The 18648-nt window shown below is 69.1% G+C and carries 17 protein-coding genes; 5 read left to right on the top strand and 12 right to left on the bottom strand.

The window, feature by feature from the left end; all coding sequences use genetic code 11:
• Positions 1–15: 15 nt before the first annotated feature.
• The 8 genes from ACTMTF_RS18920 to ACTMTF_RS18885 all read right to left on the bottom strand — a co-directional run bounded on the left by ACTMTF_RS18920 (position 16) and on the right by ACTMTF_RS18885 (position 10368).
• Positions 16–837, bottom strand: coding sequence for a carbohydrate ABC transporter permease (locus ACTMTF_RS18920; RefSeq protein ID WP_441111868.1), 822 nt, complete (start codon positions 835–837; stop codon positions 16–18).
• On the bottom strand, positions 834–1697 hold the full coding sequence (locus ACTMTF_RS18915) for a carbohydrate ABC transporter permease (protein ID WP_441111867.1): 864 nt from the start codon (positions 1695–1697) through the stop codon (positions 834–836). The genes ACTMTF_RS18920 and ACTMTF_RS18915 overlap by 4 nt, the downstream gene beginning before the upstream one ends.
• Complete coding sequence (locus ACTMTF_RS18910) at positions 1698–2987, bottom strand: ABC transporter substrate-binding protein (RefSeq protein WP_397008233.1); 1290 nt, start codon at positions 2985–2987, stop codon at positions 1698–1700.
• Positions 2984–5296 (bottom strand): TIM-barrel domain-containing protein, encoded by a 2313-nt coding sequence (locus ACTMTF_RS18905; RefSeq protein ID WP_441111866.1) that lies wholly within the window; start codon positions 5294–5296, stop codon positions 2984–2986. The genes ACTMTF_RS18910 and ACTMTF_RS18905 overlap by 4 nt, the downstream gene beginning before the upstream one ends.
• Before the next feature lie 120 nt (positions 5297–5416).
• On the bottom strand, positions 5417–7282 hold the full coding sequence (locus ACTMTF_RS18900; protein WP_441111865.1) for a CocE/NonD family hydrolase: 1866 nt from the start codon (positions 7280–7282) through the stop codon (positions 5417–5419).
• 121 nt (positions 7283–7403) lie between these two features.
• Positions 7404–7811: a hypothetical protein gene (locus ACTMTF_RS18895; protein ID WP_441111864.1), complete on the bottom strand. Its 408-nt coding sequence runs from the start codon at positions 7809–7811 to the stop codon at positions 7404–7406.
• 113 nt (positions 7812–7924) lie between these two features.
• Entirely contained in the window at positions 7925–9454 is a 1530-nt protein-coding gene (locus ACTMTF_RS18890; RefSeq protein WP_441111863.1) for an FAD-dependent monooxygenase, read from the bottom strand.
• Entirely contained in the window at positions 9451–10368 is a 918-nt protein-coding gene (locus tag ACTMTF_RS18885) for an SDR family oxidoreductase (protein ID WP_441111862.1), read from the bottom strand. Before ACTMTF_RS18885 ends, ACTMTF_RS18890 begins: the two co-directional genes overlap by 4 nt.
• Positions 10369–10489: 121 nt before the next feature.
• Here ACTMTF_RS18885 and ACTMTF_RS18880 point away from each other — a divergent pair, with 121 nt between their 5' ends.
• On the top strand, positions 10490–11101 hold the full coding sequence (locus ACTMTF_RS18880; protein WP_441111861.1) for a TetR/AcrR family transcriptional regulator: 612 nt from the start codon (positions 10490–10492) through the stop codon (positions 11099–11101).
• Between the two features lie 106 nt (positions 11102–11207).
• Here ACTMTF_RS18880 and ACTMTF_RS18875 read toward each other — a convergent pair whose 3' ends face one another.
• On the bottom strand, positions 11208–11699 hold the full coding sequence (locus ACTMTF_RS18875; protein ID WP_441111860.1) for a hemerythrin domain-containing protein: 492 nt from the start codon (positions 11697–11699) through the stop codon (positions 11208–11210).
• An 8-nt stretch (positions 11700–11707) separates the two neighbouring features.
• Positions 11708–11875, bottom strand: coding sequence for a hypothetical protein (locus ACTMTF_RS18870; protein ID WP_441111859.1), 168 nt, complete (start codon positions 11873–11875; stop codon positions 11708–11710).
• A gap of 166 nt (positions 11876–12041) precedes the next feature.
• Between ACTMTF_RS18870 and ACTMTF_RS18865 the strand changes: the two genes are divergently transcribed.
• Entirely contained in the window at positions 12042–12935 is an 894-nt protein-coding gene (locus ACTMTF_RS18865) for a LysR family transcriptional regulator (protein WP_441111858.1), read from the top strand.
• 98 nt (positions 12936–13033) lie between these two features.
• Here ACTMTF_RS18865 and ACTMTF_RS18860 read toward each other — a convergent pair whose 3' ends face one another.
• On the bottom strand, positions 13034–14425 hold the full coding sequence (locus tag ACTMTF_RS18860) for an NAD(P)H-quinone dehydrogenase (protein ID WP_441111857.1): 1392 nt from the start codon (positions 14423–14425) through the stop codon (positions 13034–13036).
• 71 nt (positions 14426–14496) lie between these two features.
• Between ACTMTF_RS18860 and ACTMTF_RS18855 the strand changes: the two genes are divergently transcribed.
• Positions 14497–14949, top strand: coding sequence for a gamma-glutamylcyclotransferase (locus tag ACTMTF_RS18855; protein ID WP_397008221.1), 453 nt, complete (start codon positions 14497–14499; stop codon positions 14947–14949).
• Here the strand turns inward: ACTMTF_RS18855 and ACTMTF_RS18850 are convergent, their stop codons facing one another.
• Positions 14950–16251 carry an MFS transporter gene (locus ACTMTF_RS18850; protein ID WP_441111856.1) on the bottom strand — a complete coding sequence of 434 codons (1302 nt, stop codon included), beginning with the start codon at positions 16249–16251 and terminating at the stop codon, positions 14950–14952. It abuts the gene before it with no gap.
• 111 nt (positions 16252–16362) lie between these two features.
• Between ACTMTF_RS18850 and ACTMTF_RS18845 the strand changes: the two genes are divergently transcribed.
• Both ACTMTF_RS18845 and ACTMTF_RS18840 read left to right on the top strand, forming a co-directional pair.
• A complete protein-coding gene (locus tag ACTMTF_RS18845; protein ID WP_397008217.1) occupies positions 16363–17343 on the top strand; it encodes an Lrp/AsnC family transcriptional regulator in 981 nt (326 codons plus the stop codon).
• A complete protein-coding gene (locus tag ACTMTF_RS18840; RefSeq protein WP_397008215.1) occupies positions 17340–18647 on the top strand; it encodes a M20/M25/M40 family metallo-hydrolase in 1308 nt (435 codons plus the stop codon). The genes ACTMTF_RS18845 and ACTMTF_RS18840 overlap by 4 nt, the downstream gene beginning before the upstream one ends.
• Position 18648: the final 1 nt, after the last annotated feature.

Here is an 18648-nt window from a genome sequence, read left to right as displayed (position 1 = left end):
GGGGTCTCCTCGGGATCACTTCACGGCTCCGACCGTGATGCCACGGGTGAGCGTGCGCTGGAAGATCAGGAAGAAGGCGACCGCCGGCACGATCCCCAGCAGGGCCGAGGCGCTGGACATCGTGGCGTCCATGTACCTCTCCCCTTGCAAAATGCCCAGGGCGACCGGCACGGTCTGGTTGTCGTTGGAGATCAGGAAGATCAGCGGCAGGAAGAACTCGTTCCAGGTCCAGATGAAGAAGAAGATCAGCAGTACGCTCAGTGTCGGCCTGCTGATGGGCACCACGACCCGGATCAGCGTGCGGAACCGCCCGGCCCCGTCGATCGCCGCGGCCTCCAGGATCTCCTTCGGGAACTGGCCCAGCACGGCACTGAGCAGGTACGTGCCGAACGCCGCCTGGATCACCGTGAAAATGATGATCATCGACAGCTTGGTGTCGTAGAGCCCGAACTCCTTGGCCAGGTAGTAGAGCGGATAGGCCAGCGCCTCCTGCGGCAGCGTGTTGGCCACCAGGAACAGCACCAGGATCGACAGCCTGCCCCGCACCCGGCCGATGCCGAGGGCGTAGGCGTTCAGCACCGACAGCACCACGGCCAGCACCGCCACCGAGCCGCTGATCAGCAGGCTGTTCCAGAGTTTCTCGCCGAAGTCGACCCGGTTCCAGAAGTCGATGATGCCCTGCAGATAGAGCCCGTCGGGCAGGCTCAGCGGGCCTGACGAGCTGTACTCGGCGGGCGACTTCACCGCGTTGATCGCCACGATGACGAACGGGAACATCATCACGGCCGCGAGCACGCCCAGCGCCGCCAGCACGGCCCAGCGTCCGGGGCCCCTCACCGCTCACGCTCCTGCAGGCGCAGGAACAGGAAGGTGACCACGATGATGATCACGGCCAGCACGGTGGCGATGGCCGAGCCGTACCCCACGTTGCTCTTCTGGAAGAAGTTCAGATAGGAGAAGTACGACGGCACCATCGTGGCGTTGCCGGGCCCGCCGCGCGTCAGCACGAAGATCGGGCCGAACACCTTCAGCGCGGCGATCGTGCAGGTGAGCAGCACCACGAAGATCTCCGGCCGGATCTGCGGGATGGTGATGTGCCAGACCCGGCGCCACCAGGAGGCCCCGTCGAGCTCGGCCGCCTCGTAGAAGGCCGGGTCCACCCGCTGCAGGCCCGCCATGAAGATCACCACCGGGTAGCCGAGCTGGAACCAGACCATCACCGCCATCACCGTGGCCAGCGCCAGATCCGGGTCGCCGAGCCAGTCGAGGTCCAGGCCCAGCGCCTGGTTGATCGCGCCGTACGAAGGGTGCAGCATCCACCCCCACACCACGCCCGCCACCGCCACCGGCAGCACCTGCGGCAGGTAGTACATGGCGCGCAGCGCGCTGGCCGTGCGCGGGCCGAACCGCTTGCCGATGAAGTCGAACAGCGCGGCGGCCAGCAGCAGGCCGAACGCCGTCGGCACGATCGCCATGGCCACGATGAGCGCCACGTTGTTCTGGAACGACAGCCAGAAGCGCTCGTCCTCCAGCAGCCGCGCGTAGTTGTCCAGCCCGATCCACCGGGGCGTGCCCACCCCCGACCAGCGGGTGAAGCTCACGCCCAGGTTCATCAGGAACGGCACCACGATGACGCCCAGGAACAGGATCAGGCTGGGCACCAGATAGAGCCAGTAGCCCTTGGTACGGTTCCTCATCTAGTTACCGAGATCGGCGAGGTTGTCCTCGTACGGCTTGGCGATCTCGGTCAGCACCTGGTCGGGCGTCTTGCTGCCGTTGATGAGGTTCTGCGTCCCCGCGACCAGCACGTCGTAGTAGCCGGGGGCGGGCCAGTCGGGGTAGAACGCCAGCCCGTCCTGAGCCGTCAGCTTGTTGAAGGTCTCGATGAGCTCCTTGCTCTTGGCGTCCGTGATCGCCGCCGGGTCGGCCGCGACCGGCACGCCGCCGGAGTTGCCGAGCAGGTTCTGGATGTCCTTGGTCATCGTGAGGTCGATGAAGTCGTAGGCCAGATCCTTGTTCTCGGACTTCTCCGGGACGACCCAGAGGTTGCCGCTGGAGCCGGGGGCCATGGTGGCGCCAGGGAACAGGAAGTGCCCCCACTCGAACGAGGTGGCCTCCTCGGCGACCCGGCCGTACCACCAGCTCCCGCTGATCATGATGGGGAACTCGCCCTTCATGAACGCGACGCCCATGTCCTCGGCCTTGAGCCCGGAGGACTTCTTGTCGACGTAGCCCTTGCTCACCCAGTCGGCGAACGTCTGCGCGCCGTAGGTGAACTCGGGGCCGTGGAAGTCGACCTTGCCGTTGTAGGTCTGGTACGCGTCCACCCACGGCCGCTGCGCCTTGGACAGCGCGAGCTGGTAGACGATCTGCTGGGCGGGATACTCGGCACCGGCGGAGGCGATGGGCGTCACCCCGGCCTTGACGAAGGTGTCCAGCGCGGCCGTGAACTCCTCGAAGGTGGTGGGCACCTCGACCTTGTGCTTCGTGAACAGGTCCTTGTTGTAGTAGACCATCACGAACTCGCCGTAGTTGGGCAGGCCGTACCACTTGCCGGACCCCATGACCCCGCGATCGTCGTACTTCGCGGTGGTCGCCAGGCCGCCGGGCAGCAGCTTGTCCCAGCCGCGCTTGGTCACCTCCTCGCTGAGGTCGGCGATCAGGCCCTGCTTGGACAGCAGGCCGGCGGTGGCGTTGCCCTTGTTGTACTCCATGAGGTCGGGGGCCTCGTCGGAGTTGAGCACCATGCTCGCCGTCTTCTGGATCTGCTCGAAGCCCTTCTCCTCGAACTCGACCTTCACACCGGGGTGCGCGGCCTCGAACTGCTTGATCGCCTCGGCCCACGCCTTGCCCATGGCGCTGTCGGCGCCCTCGTAGTGCCAGAGCTTGAGCACCCGGGGCGCACCGCTCTCGGGGGCCTCCGCGCCGGAGCCGCACGCCGTCAGGGCGAGCACCACGGCCGCCAGTGCCGCCACTTTCCTCATCATGATTCCTCCTGGATGATGACGGCCCGGCCGGGAGCACCCGCCACCGGGGCGAACTCGACGGCGGCGACCCGTTTCTGCCCGGTGACGGTCACGCGGAGCGTGTCACCGTCCCGGGTGGTCACGACGGCGGTCTCGCCGTCGGTGTCGTGGATCCGCATCCGCCGGTCGCCGCCCCCGAAGGCGACCAGCGTGATCCGGTCCGGCGTGCTCACGGTGCCGCCGGGCCCACTGTCATCGGACTCGGTGATGGGGATGAGCGCGCCGTGCCGGACGAACAGCGGGACCTGCTCCAGCGGCTTGCTGACCGTGACGTACCGGCCGCCGCCGTGCACCTCGCCCGTCCAGTAGTCCACCCACTCCCCCGCCGGCAGGTAAACCGCCCGGACGCCTTCGGGCGAGATCATCGGCGCCACCAGCAGGTCGCGGCCGAGCAGATACTCCAGGTCGGCCTGCCAGGCGACCGGGTCCAGCGGGTGGTCCACGCAGAGCGCGCGCATCATCGGCGCGCCGGTCCTGGCGGCCTCGACGGCCGCTGAATAGATGTACGGCATCAGCCGGTAACGCAGCTTCAGCGCCGCCACCACCTGCTCTTCGACGGCCGGGAACTCCCACGGCTCCCGGCTGGTGGTGCCGTGCAGGCGCAGCAGCGGCGACAGCGCGCCGAACTGGGTCCAGCGGACGAACAGGTCGTCGGTGGGCCTGCCGGTGAACCCCCCGGCGTCGTGACTCCAGAACGGCACGCCGGACAGGCCGTGGGCCAGCCCGCCCCGGATGGTGCTGCCCATGGCCGCGTAGCTGGTGAAGGTGTCGCCGCTCCACTGGGCGCTGTGCCGCTGACCGCCCAGGAAGGACGAGCGCGCCCAGACCAGGCTGTGACCGTGCACCTCGCGGGTGACGGCGGCGACGGCGTCGTTGAAGAGCAGGGTGTAGACGTTGTGCAGGTCCGTGCCGGTCATACCGTCGAAGGCGACCGCGTCGTGCGGCACTCCCTCGGCGAAGTCGGTCTTGAAGGCCTGCACCCCCTGCTGGAGCAGAGGTCGCAGCAGGCTCTGGAACCAGCGGACGGCGGCCGGGTTGGTGAGGTCGACGATGCCGCAGGGCGGGTAGGAGCCGTGCCAGGTGTCGGCCACGTACACCTCGCCATCCCGATTTTTCAGGAAATATCCGGCGTCGGCGGCCTCGGTGAACGCCGGGCTCAGATGAGAGATGTACGGGTTCATCCAGAGACAGACCTTGAACCCCATCCCGTCGAGCTCGGCCAGCATCACCTCGGGCTCGGGAAAGTTGACCGGATCCCACCGCATGTCCGACCAGTGGCCGTCGGTCTGCCAGTAGGTGTCCAGATGCAGCACGTCACACGGGATGCCGCGCTCCCTGATCGTGCGCGCCCTGGCCAGCACCCGCTCTTGGCTGTCCACACAGAACCCGGAGGAGATCCAGGTGCCGAACGCCCACTTCGGCGGCAGCTCGGGCCGGCAGGTCAGCCCGTCGAACCGGTCCAGCACCGCGGGCGGCGTCGGCCCGGCGATCACGTAGTAGTCCAGCACGTCGTCGGGCACCACGATCTGCACCACGCTGTGCGTCGACTGGCACACGTCGAACTCGGCCGGCGCGCCGCTGTCGACCAGGATCCCGTAGCCCTTGCTCGACAGGTAGAAGGGCACGTTCTTGTACGCGCGCTGCGACTCGGCGCCGAACGCGTCGAAGTTCCACATGATCGGCCGCTGCCCGCGCTTGTCCAGCGGCGTGAACGACTCGCCGAACCCGGCGAACGCCTCGTCGGGGGCGGCGGCGAAGCTCTCGTGGTAGGCCACCGCCGCGCCACCGGCCGCCGACCTGCCGAACGGCAGCGTACGCAGCCGCCCGCTGATGTCGGTGTGCCCGCGATCCTGCTCGACCAGCGTGGCACCGGAGGCGTCGGTGAACCTCAGATGCCACGGCGCGAGCTGGATCTCGGCCCGTAGGGAGCCCGCGTCGACCACGATCGGCTCCCCGGGCACCACCTCGGTCCGCGCCCCCCGGTACGTGCCGGGGGTCACGAGCCGGATCGCCCGCTCCGACCGGGGCCTGGCGTCGGCGTCCTCGCTCAGCCGGACCCGGATCACCCCCTCACCGGCCACCCCGATCTGCACGACCAGGGCTTCCTCCGCCGTGGTCACGGCCTTGAGCATCACCCCCGCCGCGTCGGCGGCCACCAGCTCGGCGGCGGTCAGCGCGGACAGCCCGCCCTCACCGTGCGCGCGGACCGGGAGCTCGGGGGGATCGGCAACGAAGTACTCGTGCGCCACCAAAGGGGGGCGATACGGCATGGATGCTCCTCAGCAGGACAGCGCGACTCGTGAGTTAGTTTGGCGTCCATACCAACAAACGTCAACGCCTCAGCTGCCCCGGCCGACTCGCCGCTCCGAGGCGCCGGCCGCGACATCGAGCTATCTTCCGCCGGACGTACCGGCGACCAGGGGCAGCGAGACCGACGTGCCGGCCAGGTCGACGGTGACCTTGGTCCCGGTGCCGGTTTCGGCGACGGTGACGTCGGCGTTGGTCCCGGTCAGCACCAGGCCCAGCCGGTGCCCCGCCTTGAACTCGTAATCCTGCGGCAGCATCGACCAGGTGATCTGGTACGACTTGCCCGGCGTCAGCGGTGTCGGGTGGCTCAGCGACCTGTGGTTCTGCGCGTCCATGATTCCCCGGGCGACCACCTGGAAGCCGGAGGTCACCGTGTTGTCGGCGGCCCTTTGGTAGCAGCCGTCGTCATCGGCCGTGCTCTCGCCGACGCAGTCCTCGTCGTCGATGAGCTTGAGGCCTTGCCCCTGGGAGGGGTCGACGCCGTGGATGCGGGTGTCCTGGCCGTAGTCGACGAGCATGACGCCCAGGTTGGCGGTCGGCCGGTCCAGCTTGACCCGCAGGCTCACTGACGGCGTTCCGGACAGCCGCATCGCGTTGTTCAGCGGCGGGGTCAGGTATGCCAGCCGGTGGGGGTCGGTAGTGCCGGGGTCGCCGGCCATCGCGGTCTCGGTCTGGCTGGTTTCGAGGTAGCTGCCGGTTCCGGTCGACGGTGTCCGTCCCAGTGAGCCGTCCTGCTGCGGTCGCAGGGTCGTCGTCCGCGTCGGCGCCGGCCAGTCGGCCTGGGTGATCCAGCGGTCCGGGCCGAGCTGCACGTCGGCGCGCGGCTGCCGCATGATGTCGTTGGAGACGCCCATCAGTTCGTGGTCGAACCACTGGTGCAGGGTGTTGACCCACACGTCGCGGCGGGCCCAGAACGGGTCGAGGTGCCCGTACTGCGTCACCCACACCTTGCGCTGCACGCCGCGGGGCAGCCCGGCCCACCACGTGGAGAACTGGTCGGCCGTCACGTTCCGGTCCTGCGTTCCCACCACCGAGAAGACACTGGCGCGCACGTTGCGCACCTTCGAGATCGGCCCGGTCCGGTAGTCGAGCTCATGCCAGTAGGCGTTGTAGTCGCCGGTGGCGTCATCCGAGGCGGCGGTCATGCGCTGGTGCACCACCGCGCATTTCTCGTCCGGATCGGCGTCGACCCGTTCGGCCAGCCATTCCTGCCCGCCCTTGAAGTCTGTGAGGGTGCCGTTCGCGCGCCACATCTCGTACCAGCTGCTGGGCGCCGCTAGCGGCACGATCGTCTCCAGCCCCCGCACCCCGGTGCCGGCGACTCCCATGGTGAGGGATCCCTCGTACGAGTGGCCGATCATCCCGGTACGCCCGGTGGTCCAGGCGGCTTTCACCGGAGCACCCTTCGCGTCGTAGGCGGTCGCCCGGCCGTTCAGCCAGTCGATGACCGCCTTGCCGCCCAGCACGTCGGACGGACCGCCGGAGGTCGGGCAGCCGTCGGACAGCCTGGTGCCGATCATGTCGACGGACACGAACGCGTACCCGCGCGGCACGAAGTAGTTGTCGTAAAACAGCGGAAACTTCGTCAGGTTCCCGTCCGCGTCGTACTTCTTGTGATCCAGCCCGAAACCGACACCCGGTTCGTCGAAATACGGGCTCTGGTGCATGATCACCGGGACCTTGAGCCCGGAACCGGTCTCTTTCGGCCGGATGATGTCCACCCGAACCAGATCCTTCTTGCCGTCGCCATCGCTGTCGACCGGTGACTGCACCCGGACGTACTCACGGATGGCGTCTTCATAGGAGAAGACGGGCTGCGTGAGCCCGCCGGAGATTTCGATCTTCGGCTTCGCCGTCGCGGATGCGGCGGGAGCCCCGGCGACCACGACCACGAGCGCGGTCGCGAGCGCGACGGCGGGGAGAAACCCTCGCCGCTGTGATTTTGACATGTCTGCCCCTTTTAGCGGTGTCGGTGGTGAAGTCATCGAGGTCGAACCCGCCGGCCACGGCCCGGCACGGGGTCAGGAGAGGACTCCGTGACAAGCTGTGGCTGCGCAGGTCGACATCCCATCAGGCGGCGTCGAGGGCTCCGGTGATCTTGCGGGCCATCTCGGCCAGGGTGGGGCTGGGCTCGCCACGGTGGGTGGCTGTTTCGATGGCGAGGATGACGGTGCTGCGGAAGTTGTCGGCCTCCGCCGGGTCCTGCTGCCTGAGCAGGCCCATGGCTGCCGTCAGGGTCGGCAGCACCTGGTCGGCGATCGCGGCCACGGACTTGCCGCTCAGCTTCACGCCCGTTGACTTGTCGGCGAGGACGTGCCCGATCGGGCCGGTCGCGGAGGCCAGGGCGATGGAGCCGTCGGTGGCGATCCTGTGGGCCCCGGGCTTACCGGCGGCGCCGGCGGCGGCCAGCAGCGTGACGGCGCCGTAAGCGGCGGTCCGCAAGGTGATCTTGTCCTGGTCGGTAAGGGTGATGGACATGGTGATGTGCTCCTTGTGTCTGTTACGACATTCACTTGAACGACGTGATCGTGAGCCGGCCGGGCTGCCTGTCATTCAGCCGTATGCGTCGGCGTGGCGAGCCGGTCGTCGTCTCACGGTGTGCCGAACCAGCCGGCCAGGGCCTTTCCCAGCGAGGGCGCGGCGGTGCCGGCGGGTTCGTCGGTGGTCGCGGCCCAGGCGACGTGGACGTCCGGGCGGATCAGCAGGGCGTCGGCCGGTCGATCATCGGTTTTGGCGGTGTGGACGTCCACGCGATGCCGCCAGTCCCGGGCGGCCTCGCGGAGGTCCGGGCGATCGGCGAGGTCGAGGAGTATGGGCCGTGCGCTGTGCATGAGCTCCGCGACGCTGGTCGTGCCCTGGTCGGTGTGCAGGGTGAGGTCGGGGGCGAAGGTGCCGGCGAGCGGGTGCTGGTCGGGGCCGGGCATCGGGTAGCGGATGTCGGCGCCGGCGACGAGGGCTCCCATCCGGCGCAGCGGCTGTTCGTCGGCGAGCAGTTCGGAGAAGACCTCCCGTAGCGCCTCGGCTGCCGGGTCGTGCCCGCGCCGCAGTGCCACCTGGGCTCGGGTGTGCAGCAGGGTGCGGGCGCCGGCGAGGTGGCGTTCGCCGTGGTAGGTGTCCAGCAGGCCGGTCGGCGCCCAGCCGTGGATGTCGGCGGCCAGCTTCCAGGCCAGGTTGACCGCGTCCAGCATGCCGGCGTTGAGCGCCACGCCGGTGGCGGGGAACAGATGCGCCGCATCACCGGCCAGCAGGACCCGCCCGTGGCGGTAGCGCTCGGCCTGGCAGGCCTTGAAGGTGAAGCGCGACAGCCGGATCGGTTCTCCCACGGGCAGCTGGACGCCGAGCACGCGGTGGAGGCTGTCCTGGAGTTCGGCCACGGTCATCGGTGTGTCGTCGTCGTACTCGGTGCTCTCGTCTTCGATGGTGTAGAGGGAGACGACCCGGGAGGCGGGCGATGCGCCGACTCCGAAGAGACCGTGGGCGGTCCGGGTGAAACCCGCGCGGATCGTGCCGAAGCCGGGCACATCGAGGTCGCCGTCGCCGGTAATGGTCACCGTCTCGGGCAAGGTGACCTGGGCCAGCCGGTTGACCTCGGGATAGACGGTGCCGGGGAACGGGATGCCGACCCGGTCACGGACCTGGCTGCGTGCGCCGTCGCACCCCACGAGGTAGCGGGCGCTGATCCGGTACGGCCCGTCCGGGCCACGCACGTCCACGCTCACCGCGGCATCGTCCTGGCTCACCTCGACCACCTGGTGTCCGCGGCGGATGTCGACGCCGAGTTCGCCGGCGCGTTCGTCGAGCAGCCGCTCAAGCCGTGGTTGCGGGAGCGGCAGGGCGTGCATCGGGGGGTCCGCCAGCTGGGTGAAGTCCAGGTGCACGCCGCCGAACGGGAACCGGGGAGCCGGGACGGGGTCGGTGCAGGCTGCTTCGAAGCGTTCCAGCAAGCCTCGGTAGCGCAGCAGCTCCAGGATCTGGCCACCGAGGCCACCGGCCTTGGGGGTGTCTCGGCGCCGCGGCTGCCGCTCCAGCACCAGCGGTCGCACGCCGGCCAGGCGCAGTTCGTTCGCCAGCATCAGGCCGGCCGGGCCGGCGCCCGCGATGATCACATCGGTGTCCGTCATCGGCTGTTCCTCTCGCGGGTTTCGGTCGCGTTCGTGCCCTGGCCGGTCGCCGGTGGCGTTGGCGTCCCGGGGGCGGGTACGGCGTGTTCGGCGGCGCGGCTGACCTGCTCCCAGGCGGCCCAGGTGGCCATCCGCCGGCGGGAGATGTCGAAGGCCAGGTCGTAGACCATGCTGCCGAGCAGCAGCCGCAGCGGCGGGTCTTCGCTGTCGACCAGTTTCAGCAGCGCCTCGGCGGCCAGCCGCGGTTCGCTGTCGATCGAGCCCTCGGCCCACTGCTTTTCCAGCTCGGCGCGCAGCGGGCCGTACTGCGCCGAAGGCGACGTGGTGGTCATGCTGGTGTACAGGTCGGTCCAGTAGCCGCCGGGCTGGACGATGCTGAGCTTGACGCCGAACGTGGCGGCTTCCATCGCCAGCGCCTCGCTCATGCCCTCCAGCGCGAACTTGCTCGCGCTGTACATCCCGGTGCTCGGGAAGCCGCCCAGGGCCGCGATGCTGGAGACCTGCACGATGTGACCGGAGGCCTGGGCCCGCAGGTGCGGCAGGACGGCCTGGCAGACCCACATCGCCCCGAAGAGATTGACCTCCAGCTGGGCGCGCGCCTCGGCCTCGGTGAACTCCTCGATCATGCCCGAGGACATGATCCCGGCGTTGTTCACCACGATGTCGAGCCGGCCGAAGTGCTCGACGGCGGTGTTGACGGCGGTGAACACCGCGTCGCGGTCGGTCACGTCCAGCGGAAGGGCGAGCAGCCGATCGCCGTACCGGTCGTCGAAGTCCTGTCGGGTGATGGTGCGGGCGGCGGCGGCCACGTGATCGCCGCGCTCCAGCGCGGCGAGAGCGAACGCACGGCCCAGGCCGCGGCTGGCTCCCGTGATGAACCAGGTGCGGGAAGGGACGGCGTCTGGGGTGCGCATGTGCGGAACTCCGATCAGTTTGCGAGACGATCCGTCTCGTCTCGAATGGTGACGGTACCGGTTTCTCCTCGCCGGGTCAAGACGGACCGTCTCGTCTTGTTTGTTTGTTAGGTTGGATGGCATGACGACCCAGCCCACACCCCCCTCCACCCCACCCCGCCGCAACGAAGCCTCCCGGCGGGCCATCCTCACCGCCGCCTTCGCGCTGGTACAGGAGGTGGGATACGCCAAACTGAGCATCGAGGGCATCGCCGCCCGAGCCGGCGTCGGCAAACAGACGATCTACCGCTGGTGGCCCTCCAAAGGGGCGGTCCTCTTCGACGCCTTCCTCATGCTCAGCGAGCAACCCGACGGCGGAGAAAGCGGCCTGCCCGACACCGGCGACCTGGAAGCAGACCTGAAGACGGTGCTCCGAGCCACCGTCGAAGAACTCAACGATCCGCGCTACGACGAGCCGATGCGCGCCCTGAACACCGAGATCACCCACGATCCGGCACTCGCCGCCCTCTACGCCGAACGACTCGACGGCCCGATGAGAGAACTGAAGAAACAACGCCTGCGCAGCGCCCAGCGGGCCGGGCAACTGACCGAAGACCTCGATCTCGACGTGGCCGTCGACATGCTCTGGGGACCCCTGCTCAACCGATGGCTCCAGCGCAGCGGCACCCTCACCCCCGGCTATGCCGACAGCATCGTCGAGACCGCCCTCAACGGCCTGCGCCCACGTCGCTGAAGCTCGCGCATCATCCCTTGAGTTCCTTCGCGACGCTAAGGGACTGCGTAACGTCGACGCCTCTTGGTGTTCGCATAAAGGGCGCCGGTGGTCGGTGGGGTGGTGGTCATGGCGTGGGGCTCCAGCGGTCGAGGCCGGTCGGCCGGGTGTGGAGGTGGATGAAGCGCGCCCACTGACGCGTGGGGAGCGCCTGCCTGATCAGCGGAAGCGCCGCGTCCTCCTCATGCTTGAGGTGCCCGGTCAGGCCCGTGACCAGCGAGTCGGTGAGGTCACCGAGCCCGCCGAGGCCGCTGAGGCCGGCGTCGGCGTGCAGCTCGTCGATGGCGTTGACGAGCTCCTCCAGGGCGGCGTGCTCGGCCTCCAACGCCTCCAGCAGCGCCAGGTGGTCCGGCCGGTGGGCCAGGGTCCGGCGAAGCGGCGGCCACAGCGCTTGATCCTCGGCGGCGAAGTGACATCGGAGTGACTGCCTGAACAGCCGCCAGAGCGGGACGCGGCGGGGATCCTGGCCGACCCGGACGCTGAGGCGGGTCAGCTGGGTCACCTCGCGGCGCAACGCGTCGTGCATGCCGTACAGCACCGTCATGTCCAGCTCACTCATCGCGGCGCTCAGGTGCAGCTGGTGCCGGCAGGCTCCTTGATGGCGGCATTGAGCCGGTTGAACAAGTTGGTCACGCCGTGGGAGATGCCGCCCTGGTCGACGGCCTTGAAGATGGCGCCGATGCCCTTCATCGCGTCGGGCAGGACGAAGGCAGGATTGTTCATACGTGCTCGCACGAGGGTGCTCCTACAGTAAATGAGTGAGTTGTCCGGCATTGACATGAGGCGCATTGATTCGGCCGGTTCCGGATGGTTCCTAGGCTGCACTGCGCCGTGATCGGGATCAACGCCGACTTCGTGTGCTGATCGATAACATGCGGGTTATCGGAGGAAGGGGATGCATGTGGAGCTACGGGACATCGAGATTTTCCTGGCGCTCGCCGAGGAGCTTCACTTCGGCCGGACGGCCGCGCGGCTGCACGTCTCCCAGGCCCGGGTCAGCCAGGCGATCAAGGCGCAGGAGCGCCGCCTCGGTGCCCCACTGTTCGACCGCACCAGCCGCCGCGTACGGCTCACCCCACTCGGTCAGCAGCTCCGCGACGACCTGAGGCCCGTCTACGCCGGCCTGCGCGACAGCCTCGAACGCGCCCGCCTGGCCGCCCAGGGCATCACCGCCGTGCTCCGCGTCGGCATGCTGCCGCTCAACGTCCACGAGTTGCGCCCCTACTGGGACACCTTCCGCGCCCGCCACCCCGCCTGGAAACTGCGCTTCAGTCATCCCCCTTTCGCCGACCTGTTCGGCAGTCTGCGCCGCGGTGAGATCGACGTCCTGATCGCTTGGCTGCCCGTCGAGGAGCCCGATCTCACCGTCGGTCCAATGCTCTTCGCCGAGTCGCGAGTGCTGGCCGTCGCCGCCGGGCACAAGCTCGCCGGGCGCACATCGGTCTCGCTGGAGGTGGTGGGCGACTTCCAGCATGTCGATGTCGAAGCCAGGCCGGACTACTGGTTCGAAAGCTATGTCCCGTCTCACACCCGCAGAGGGCGTGTCATCGAGCGCGGCCCGCTCGTGCGGAACACCGCCGAGATCCTCACCTGGACCGGCATGGGCGAGGTCGTGGCACTCTTCCCCAGCCACATGACGCGGTACTGGGCACGGCAGGACATCGTCTACCTACCGGTCCACGACGTAGAGCCCCTGCCGTACGCGCTGGTATGGCGGTCCGACACCGAGAACGACCTCATCCGCGCGCTCGCCCGGACCGTCCGCGACCTCGGCCCCCACCCCACCAGCCTCTGACCGGGCACCACGGACCGCCGGATCCGCCCGCTGACGCCGTCGACCACCACAACCCGGCCGACCTCGCCGATGAGATCGGCGTCGTTGCCGACCAGGTCTCAGAGCCCCGAAGCCTCGGGCTGCATGAGCCGGCGGGCCGCCTCGGTGATCGAGCCGGACAGCGACGGATAGACGGCGAAGGTGTGGGCGAGCTGACCAACGGTCAGCCGCTGCTGCACGGCCACCGACACGGCCAGGATCAGCTCCGAAGCGCGCGGCGCCACCACCACACCCCCCAGCACGATCCCGGTGTGCGGCCGGCAGAAGAGCTTGACGAACCCGTCGTTGAACCCCGACATCTTGGCCCGCGCGTTGGTGGCGAGCGGCAGCTTGACCACGTTCGCCTCGATCTCGCCCTCCTCGATGGCCCGCTGGGCGACGCCGACGGCGGCGATCTCCGGGTCGGTGAAGATGTTGGAGGCCACGGTGGCCAGCCGCAGCGGCTGGACGGCCTCGCCGAGCGCGTGCCAGACGGCGATGCGGCCCTGCATGGCGGCGACCGAGGCGAGCATGAGCACCCCGGTGCAGTCGCCGGCGGCGTAGACCCCGGGGGCGGAGGTGCGTGAGACCTTGTCGACCTTGATGAACCCGTTGCGGTCGAGCTGGACCCCGGCCTCCTCCAGGCCGATGCCGCCGGTGTTGGGCACCATGCCGACCGTCATCAGCGCGTGGGAGCCCTCGGCCGTGCGGCCGTCCTCCAGCGTCACCACGACGCCGTCGGCGGTGCGCTTGACGGAGGCGGCGCGCGAGCGGCCCATGACGTTCATGCCACGGCGGCGGTAGACCTCTTCCAGCACCTCGGCGCCGTCGGCGTCCTCGTTGGGCATCATCCGGTCGCGGCTGGAGACGAGCGTGACCTCGGCGCCGAGCGAGCGGTAGGCGCCCGCGAACTCCGCGCCCGTCACGCCCGACCCGATCACGATCAGGTGCTCAGGCAGCTCGTCCAGATCATAAAGCTGGCGCCAGCTGAGGATGCGCTCGCCGTCGGGCTCCGCGCCGGGCAGGATGCGCGGGGTGGCGCCGGTGGCCACGAGCACCACGTCGGCGCGGATCGTACGGTCGCCCGCCCGGACGACCTGGGGGTCGACCAGCCGGCCGCGCGCCTTGACGATCTCGACGCCCTCGGCCTGGACCCGGGTGGCGATGTCGGCCGACTGCGCCTGCGCCAGCTCCTTGACCCGCTTGTTGACCAGCGGCAGATCGACCTGCGCCACGCCGACGTCGCCATCGAGTCCGCCGGTGAAGGACACCCCCAGCGTGGGCGCGTCGAGGAGCGCCTGCTTGCGGACCGAGGTCGCGATCAGGGTCTTGGACGGCACGCAGTCGGTCAGGACGCAGGCGCCGCCTGGGCCGTCCTGCTCGACCATCGTGACCTGCGCGCCTAGTTGTGCCGCTACGAGCGCCGACTCGTAGCCGCCTGGTCCGCCACCAATGATCACAATCCTCGTCACGTATCCCATTGTCCCGCATCCTCTGAGCTGCTGACGAACAGGGCAGCCCTCGCGCGCTAGTCTTGGCTGCTGTGCCTGTCTACGCCGCCTACGGCAGCAACATGGACCCGGAGCAGATGGCCATGCGCGCCCCGCACTCCCCGGTGCGCGACGTGGGATGGCTGCCTGGCTGGCGGCTGACCTTCGGCGGGGAGATCTTCGGCTGGGAAGGCGCGATCGCCACCATCGTCGAGGACCCCGACGAGCACGTCTTCGTCGTCCTCTATGACGTGCCCGAGTTCGACGAGACCTCGCTCGACCAGTGGGAAGGCGCGGCACGCGGTCTCTATCACAAGGTCCGGCTGCGGGTGCAGACCCTCGACGGCGAGATCCTGGCCTGGTTCTACGTGCTGGACGGCTACGAGGGCGGCCTGCCCTCGGCCCGCTATCTGGGCATCCTGGCCGACGCCGCCGAGCGGGCGGGCGCCCCCGACGACTACGTCAAGGAGCTGCGGGGACGCCCGTGCAAGTCGCTCGGTTCCTGATCAGCTGAGCGGCAGGTGCTTGGTCTCCCTCAGCGCGAAGACGTACACCAGCGTGGAGATCAGCGCCAGCGCGGACATGTACCACGGGAACAGCCACGAGGCGTCCGCGTCCTTGAGCGCCGTGCCGATGAGCGGCGCCGTGCCGCCGAAGAGCGCCACGGTCAGTGAGTACGGGAAGCCCGCGCCGGCCGCCCGCACCCGGGTCGGGAACAACTCGGCGTTGACCGCCGCCGAGATCGAGGTGAAGCAGCCGAGGAAGACCATGCCGACGCACTGGATGATCAGAAGGCTGGAGAACGAGTTCGACAGCATGCCCAGCAGCGGCACCGGCAGGATCGTGAACCCGACGCCGAAGGTGATCAGCATGGGCTTGCGGCCGATCCGGTCCGACAGCATGCCGAGCAGCGGCTGCAGCACCATGAAGAACACCAGTGAGATGGTGCTCACGGTGAGCGAGTCGGCCTTGTCGAAGTTCACGTTCTGCTGGGCGTAGGTCGGCAGGAACGTCGTCCAGGTGTAGTAGGCGACCGTGCCCGCGAGCGTGATGCCGACGATGAGCGCGGCCTTGGTCGGGTAGTGGAGCAGGAAGTCGAACAGGCCCGGCCGCTCGGCCCGGCCCGCCCTGATGTCGGCGGCGACCGTGCTGGTCTCTTCGGCTCCCTTACGGATCCACAGGCCCACCAGGCTGATCACCGCGCCGAAGACGAAGGCGATGCGCCAGCCGTAGGAGCTCATGTCGGCTTCGCTGAGCGAGACGGCGAGCAGCGCGGCCAGGCCGGAGGCCAGCAACTGGCCGATCGTGGTGCTGACGTACTGGAAGCTGGAGAACAGGCCGCGGCGGCCGGGGGGCGCCGACTCCACCAGGAACGTGGTCGCCGCCGCGAACTCACCGCCGACCGACAGCCCCTGGATCAGCCGGGCCAGCGTCAGGATGATCGGCGCGAGCACGCCCGCCGCCTCGTAGGTCGGCGTCACCGCCAGCAGCAACGAGCCGAAGCCCATCAACATGATCGTGAACGTCATCGCGGCCTTACGGCCGAAACGGTCGGCGAACGCGCCGACCAGGAGCCCGCCCAGCGGGCGCATGAAGAAACCGACGGCGAAGATCGCGAACGCGCTCAGCACCGGGACGAGCGGATTGTCCGTCTCCGCGAACACCTGCCCGGAGAAGTAAACGGCCAGGAAGCTGTACGCGTACCAGTCGTACCACTCCACGACGTTGCCGATGCTGGCCGCGAACAGCTGGCGCATACGGCTTTTCGGGATGCCGATCGGGGAGGAATCGGGGGGAGAGGTCACCACGAAGGGCTCCTTTGCTCAACTGTCCAGTAATGGCCTACTGTGCAACCCAGCGACCAAAACAGTCAAATATCTAGCCACATTTTGACGAACCCGACACGGAAGCGGCTCTTCTTGGACGTTCTCGACCGGCGGCTGGTCGCCGCCCTCCAGGTCAGCCCCCGCGCGTCGTGGGGCGAGATCGGCCGCGCGGTCGGCGAGCACGAGCGCACCGTCGCGCGCCGCCTGCAGCGGCTGATCGCCGACGGCTTCGTGCGGGTCACCGCCATCCACGACGACCTCCGCTCCGGACACGGCCGCCCTGTCCACCTCCATGTGCGGGTACGCCCGGGCACCGCCGCGAGCGTGGCCCGGGCCCTCGCCGACCGGCGCGACACCCGCTCGGTCTACGCCCTGACGGGTGCCACCGACGTCGGGTGCGAGCTCGTCTCCCCCTCCCGGGACAGGCTGCACGACATCCTGTCCACGCAGATCAGCGGGATCGACGGGGTCGGGCAGACGCAGACCCAGGTCGTCCTGCACACCTTCAGGACGGTCGCGGAGTGGCACGCGCCGTACCTCACCGAGCAGGAGGCGGCCGAGCTGCGGCCGGCGCCGCCGGGCGGTCCCCTGCCGGACGTTGACGGGCTGTCACCGCTGGAGGAGGAAATCGCCGAGCTGCTGGCCGCCGACGGGCGGATCGCCTTCACCGCCATCGCCGAGCGGCTGGAGCTGTCGCTGCCGACCGCGCGCAGGCGGGTCACCTCACTCCTCGACCGGCGGCTGCTGCTGCTCCGGGCGGAGATCGAGCCGGCGCTGATCGGCCTGGAGGTGGAGGCCCAGCTCTGGCTCAAGGTCCGCCCGAACGGCCTGGACCGGGTCGGCCAGCGGCTGGCCGCGCACCCGAACGTGCGCTACTGCGCCGCCACCACGGGCACCCATGGTCTGATCGTCCAGGTGGCCACCGCCCATGAGGAGGACCTCTACCGTTTCCTCTCAGGCGTGGTCGGCTTGCTCGACGAGGTCACCGACGTCAATGTCACACTCATCACCCGCGCCTACAAACGCGGCTATCTACACAAGTCCGGCCTGCTCACCCTGGAGAAGACACCATGACCCCTACCGCCGAGAACGAAGTCGCCGACCTCTGCGTGGAGCTCATCAAGGTCGACAGCAGCAACTACGGGGACGGCAGCGGCCCCGGTGAGCGCGCCGCCGCCGAGGTCGTCATGGCCAGGCTGGCCGAGGTCGGCATCGACGCCACCTACATCGAGAGCGAGCCCGGCCGCGGCAACGTGATCACCCGGATCGAGGGCACCGACCCGTCGCTGCCCGCGCTGCTCGTCCACGGCCACCTCGACGTGGTGCCCGCCAACGCCGCCGACTGGACCGTCGACCCGTTCGCCGGTGAGGTGCGCGACGGCTACATCTGGGGTCGCGGCGCGGTCGACATGAAGGACATGGACGCGATGATGCTGGCGCTGGTCCGCCAGCTCACCCGGGACGGCCGCAGGCCGCGCCGGGACCTGGTCTTCGCCTGGGTCGCCGACGAGGAGGCGGGCGGCGTCCACGGCGCCAAGTACCTGTCCAGGAACCACCCCGAGCTGTTCGAGGGCGTCACCGAGGCGATCAGCGAGGTCGGCGGCTACTCGCTGGAAGTGGACCCGTCGCTGCGGCTCTACCTGATCGAGACGGCCCAGAAGGGCCTGGCCTGGATGAAGCTGGTCGCCGACGGCACCGCCGGGCACGGCTCCATGCTCAACTCCGACAACGCCGTCACCGAGGTGGCCAAGGCCGTCGCCCGGATCGGCGCCCATGAGTGGCCCATCACGCTCACCCCGACCGTGCGCCGCTTCCTCAGCGAGACCGCCGACGCGTTCGGGCTGCCCTTCGACGAGAACGACCCCGCGCCCATCCTGGACAGAATCGGGCCGCTGGTCCGTTTCGTCGGCGCCACGCTCAGCCACACCACCAACCCGACCCAGCTCGGCGCGGGCTACAAGTCGAACGTCATCCCCGGTCAGGCCACCGCCGTCGTCGACGGCCGCTTCCTGCCGGGTCACGAGGAGGAGTTCTTCAAGACGGTCGACTCGCTGATCGGGCCCAAGGTGCGCCGCGAGTTCGTGCACCACGACATCGCGCTGGAGACCTCGTTCGACGGGGCGCTGGTCGAGTCGATGATCGAGGCGCTCAAGGCCGAGGACCCGACGGCGCGGGCGGTGCCCTACTGCATGTCGGGCGGGACCGACAACAAGACGTTCTTCGCCGACCTGGGGGTGCGCGGGTTCGGGTTCGTGCCGCTGCGGCTGCCCGCCGACATGGACTTCGCCTCGATGTTCCACGGGGTGGACGAGCGGGTGCCGGTGGAGGCCCTGCGATTCGGCGTGCGGGTGCTGGACAGGCTGCTCCTAAACTACTGAT

This window comes from Nonomuraea sp. ZG12, assembly GCF_052068115.1.
Taxonomy (GTDB): Bacteria; Actinomycetota; Actinomycetes; order Streptosporangiales; family Streptosporangiaceae; genus Nonomuraea.
The sequence above is the reverse complement of the archived record's forward strand: the minus strand, read 5'-3'. Positions and strand labels throughout refer to the sequence as shown.